The organism is Candidatus Borrarchaeum sp. (genome assembly GCF_019058535.1).
GTDB lineage: Archaea > Asgardarchaeota > Sifarchaeia > Borrarchaeales > Borrarchaeaceae > Borrarchaeum > Borrarchaeum weybense.
In genome coordinates this window covers 1-2,865 of the sequence record NZ_JAHPYX010000053.1, presented here as the reverse complement: position 1 = coordinate 2,865, position 2,865 = coordinate 1, and the positions used below count along the sequence as shown (strand labels likewise).

The following is a 2,865-nucleotide window of genomic DNA, read 5'->3' as shown; positions in this document are numbered from 1 at the left end:
TTCTTGAAGGAATTAAAAGCCAAAATTAATCCTGCCTTATGTAAGGGATGCGGAACCTGTTCATCTGAATGTCAAGTTGGTGCAATTCGTATGAGACATTTCACGGATGATCAGATTTTGGCAATGGTTCATGCAGCTCTTGAAAAGCCACCTACCTCTCCAGAACCTTTTATCGTTGCCTTCCTATGTAATTGGTGCTCTTATGCAGGAGCTGATAATGCAGGAGTTTCCAGATTTCAACAGCCTACTAATGTAAGGAATGTGAGAGTCATGTGCACAGGAAGGATCGACATGATTCATATCCTTGAAGCGCTAGCTGGCGGCGCTGACGGTGTTCTAGTCATGGGTTGCCACCCAGGTGATTGCCACTATATTGCAGGCAATCTCCGCGCAGAAATCCGCATAAAATTCCTGATAAGTGTGTTAGACGCAATTGGTTTAGAACCTGAACGCCTAAGACTTGAATGGGTATCTGCATCTGAAGGCAAGAAGTTTGAAGAAGTTGTTAGGGAGTTTGTAGAAACTATTAGAACACTAGGACCAAGCCCTCACAGAAAGATCCCATTGGCAAAAACAATTAGCGAGTAAGGTGAGAAAAATGGACGATCCCAAACAGATTGTGGATTTTTCACAACTTGATTTAGAGTTTTCAAATTATGTCAAACACAATACTAGCGCAAATCCTTTCGTATGCTTTACATGTAGAACTTGTGCGTCATTATGTACTTCAGGAAAAGTTAATGTATTAAATATAGCTAAGATTATTAGGAAAGTCGCACTTGGACTTAAGGATAGCGTCCTAAATAGTAAAGAAATATGGACGTGTGCGACCTGCATGAAATGCCAAGAATTTTGCCCTCAGGGTGTGAACCCTTTAGATATGATCTATTTCCTACAAAACAAAGCTGTTGAGGCAGGAACGCCTACAATTCCAACGGCTTACGTTGAAATGGTTAAAAACATCATCAAGATCGGTTTAATTCAACCTCCTCAAGAGATAATCTCACTAGATTTCGATGAGTTCGATAGGGACGAGTTAGGACTCCCAGATTTATCTATGCCAGACACTGATAAATTAAAGCTGAACTTACTGAAAACTGGATTTCGTCATGTCATAAAATAGGTGGAATTTATGAACGTTGTTTTATACCTTGGTTGCACAATTCCTACACAAGAGTATGCTTACGAATTATCTGCAAGAGAGGTTTTACCTCGCTTTGACGTGAACCTAATTGACTTACAAAATGCGGCTTGTTGCGGGCAACCATTGAAAGGGATTGATAATTTAGGTTGGTTGTATTTAGCCTCTCGAATAATTGCTTTGGCTGAGCAACAGAATGCTGAAACCCTTCTAGTACTCTGTAACGGCTGTCATGTTTCAATCTGTGAAGCAAAACACATAATTGAATCAGATGAACATCTGCGAAAAAAAATTGCAGAAATGTTAGCTGAGGAAGACCTTGAAATAAAGGGTCACATTCGAATTAGACATCTTTTAGATTTCCTTCATGATGATATAGGGCCACAGAAAATCAAACAAGTATTAGAACATAGTCAAGACTTTAAACCTTTGGAAGACCTTAAACTAGCTGCGCACTATGGATGTCATATTATCAGACCCAGTTCTATAGAGCGACCAGATGAGCTAGATGACCCTAGTAAGTTAGAGGCTTTGATTGAGGTTACAGGTGCAAGTACGGCAAAATATCCTGAAAGATTAGAGTGCTGTGGGGCACCCATGCTAGCTACAGTTGATAAAGAATCTTTTCAAATCTCTGGAAACAAACTGATGGCTATTCAAAATCGAGGTTTCGATGGTGTCATTACTGTATGTCCTTTTTGCGAGAGAATGCTTGAACGTCAAGAGGCGATCTCAAGAGTTACTGGGCTAGATGTCACTGGTATATTCAGCATGTATTATACGCAGCTGCTTGGGTTGGCAATGGGAATTGAAAGTGAGCAATTGGGTCTTCAGCTTAACATGAGCTCTATTGAAAAAATGCTAAATAAGATCTCTTGAAACTCTGTAAAGTTCATGTTAAGTAATGATTTAACCTAAAAACTAGTGAATAATTTTGTCACAAATTTTAAATTTGATTTTTGATGGAATTCTATTGAGCACTAGATTACCAAAAAATGCTCTCAGTAAGTTATTCTGGTGATATTTATTGCAAGTTCACGATAGTAGGTTATCTGATCTCCTCTCAGAGGTAATCTCCGATTCGTCCGAAATTAATGTTAGCCTACTTTGTTCACATGAAGGATTTCCAATAGCATTTGCAATGAACTCAGACACAGAGGAAGACATCGTGCTTCTGAGCGCTATGACATCCTCTGTTCATTCCATTTCGAATCAGGCGGTTTCGCAATTAAATACAGGACCCCTTTTGACAACGACGATCGAAGCAGCCAAAGGAACTCTGCTATTGAGAGATTTAGGGGAATATGTCTTTGTTGCGCATGTTCCCAAAACAAAAAAAGATAGGGGTCAAGGCGCAAGGGTGAGGAGTTATCATATAGGTATTGCCCTAAATGCAATGGAAAAAAGTGCTGAAAAAATTATGCGCTATTTAGTTAACTTAGAAAAAGAGTCTTCTGAATGATCATTTCTAACTGTTACTAGAAATTCTTATTTTTCTGTGCATGTTTTTCTCAGAAAAAATAAAAGTTATGTTTGAGATTTTTTAATAGGCAGCATATGCAGCAACGGATAGAGGAATCATAAAACAACAATCTAGTGGTGATGCCTTTTTGCTTGTTCACTCTGAGAGCATCGAAAATCCCTATGTGGCTGCACGTCCTTTCCGTGTGAATGCCGGTGCCGTGCACGCGTATGTATGGACTGGTGTAGGGAAAACATCCTAC

General features: G+C 39.4%; 4 protein-coding genes and 1 pseudogene. All 5 read left to right on the top strand.

Annotation, left to right across the window (positions count from 1 at the left end; translation table 11 throughout):
* Nucleotides 1-588, top strand: a 588-nt coding sequence (locus QVB70_RS02995) for a hydrogenase iron-sulfur subunit (protein WP_342766539.1), incomplete at its 5' end; no start/stop codon positions are given.
* A 10-nt stretch (nucleotides 589-598) separates the two neighbouring features.
* Nucleotides 599-1,123 carry a 4Fe-4S dicluster domain-containing protein gene (locus QVB70_RS02990; RefSeq protein ID WP_287583231.1) on the top strand — a complete coding sequence of 175 codons (525 nt, stop codon included), beginning with the start codon at nucleotides 599-601 and terminating at the stop codon, nucleotides 1,121-1,123.
* Between the two features lie 9 nt (nucleotides 1,124-1,132).
* Nucleotides 1,133-2,020 (top strand): CoB--CoM heterodisulfide reductase iron-sulfur subunit B family protein, encoded by an 888-nt coding sequence (locus QVB70_RS02985; protein ID WP_287583229.1) that lies wholly within the window; start codon nucleotides 1,133-1,135, stop codon nucleotides 2,018-2,020.
* Between the two features lie 148 nt (nucleotides 2,021-2,168).
* Nucleotides 2,169-2,603, top strand: a complete 435-nt coding sequence (locus QVB70_RS02980; RefSeq protein ID WP_287583227.1) for a roadblock/LC7 domain-containing protein — start codon at nucleotides 2,169-2,171, stop codon at nucleotides 2,601-2,603.
* Nucleotides 2,604-2,715: 112 nt separating this feature from the next.
* A pseudogene (locus QVB70_RS18440) lies at nucleotides 2,716-2,865 on the top strand (3-dehydroquinate synthase II); the annotation flags it as partial.

Excerpts from the sequence above, each read along its gene's own strand:
- QVB70_RS02990 (WP_287583231.1), top strand. The coding sequence starts at position 599 with ATGGACGATCCCAAACAGATTGTGGATTTTTCACAACTTGATTTAGAG.
- QVB70_RS02985 (WP_287583229.1), top strand. The coding sequence starts at position 1,133 with ATGAACGTTGTTTTATACCTTGGTTGCACAATTCCTACACAAGAGTAT.